At 48.0% G+C, this 1304-nt stretch carries 1 protein-coding gene and 1 pseudogene; both read left to right on the top strand.

Annotated elements, in window-relative coordinates:
• Positions 1 to 83 (top strand): annotated as a pseudogene (locus tag R7F67_RS24160) (transcriptional regulator); the annotation flags it as partial.
• Positions 84 to 188: 105 nt separating this feature from the next.
• The coding region (gene envZ, locus R7F67_RS24155; protein ID WP_318057456.1) for a two-component system sensor histidine kinase EnvZ at positions 189 to 1304 on the top strand (1116 nt) is incomplete at its 3' end.

Here is a 1304-nt window from a genome sequence, read left to right as displayed (position 1 = left end):
AAGACGATCCGAGCAAACCTCGCTACATCCAGACCGTATGGGGTTTAGGTTACGTATTTGTCCCAGACGGCAAAGAGTCGTAATTCTTACTCACTTAACCGGCAATCGGTTTTTAAAACTTCGGCCATCAAATTTCCTTCTTATTTGGTGGCCGAGGTTTTCGCAATTAGGATCATCAGGAAATTTCCATGCGAATCCGAAGTTCACTGACACAATCTATTCTACTGTTCATCTCCTTGCTTCTCGCTAGCCAAGTCTTTTCTTATTACGCCGTTTTTAACTACGCGTTGATGCCAAGCCTGCAACAGTTCAACAAAATTCTTGCTCATGAGTTGAATCTGGTTCTCGATGAAGATGGCCCGCTAAAATCGGATGCACCATTGCGTCGCCAGTTATTAGAAAGGTTGGGCGTGACAGTTCACAGCATCAACAGCGAGAAGGCGGTTGAGTTTAACCATGCGATGTCGATTGATTTGATGTCGGAGGAAATGACTCAAGAGCTAGGCTCACCAACCGAAGTTCGCCTGCTGCTGGGTAGTGAAAGCTACATTTTGTGGATGCACATCGAGAAGCTGCCCAATTCCATTATTCGCATCCCGCTGTCTGAGCTGCAAGAAGAGGACTTTGCGCCGCTATTTCGTAACAGCCTGATCATGGCGCTATTAATTATCGCAGGTGGTTGGTTGTTTATTCGCTTGCAAAACCGGCCGTTATTGGCGTTGCAACGAGCGGCAGAAGGCGTTGGGAGAGGGGAAATTCCCCCACCGCTACCAGAAAAAGGCGCATCGGAAATTCGTTCGGTAACTCGTGCGTTTAACCAGATGTCGAAAGGGATTCAAGAGCTCGAAGAAGACCGCGCTCTGTTAATGGCAGGCATCAGTCATGATTTACGTACGCCGCTGACGCGAATTCGTCTCGCTACTGAAATGATGTCGCCAGAAGACAGCTATTTGGCGGAAGGGATCATCAGTGACACGGAAGAGTGCAATGAGATCATCAGCCAATTTATGGATTATCTAAAGCCTGTAAACAAAGAATCGTTTGAGTCGGTTGATGTCAGTACCATCGCTAGTGACGTGGCGAGCTCTGAAGGGGGATATGAAGTCGAGATTGAAACGGACTTGAACATGCACCTTCCTCCTGCGAAAGGTAGCCCGATTGCTATTAAGCGAGCGGTGAGTAACTTAGTTGTCAACGCACTGCGTTACGGCAACGGTTGGGTGAAAATCAGCACAGGCGTGACGGCAGACAAACAGTTGGTTTGGATATGCGTAGAAGATAACGGTCCGGGGATTGAGCAGTCA

The sequence above is a fragment of the Vibrio sp. YT-17 genome (assembly GCF_033337375.1).
GTDB classification, from domain to species: Bacteria; Pseudomonadota; Gammaproteobacteria; order Enterobacterales; family Vibrionaceae; genus Vibrio; species Vibrio alginolyticus.
The sequence above is the reverse complement of the archived record's forward strand: the minus strand, read 5'-3'. Positions and strand labels throughout refer to the sequence as shown.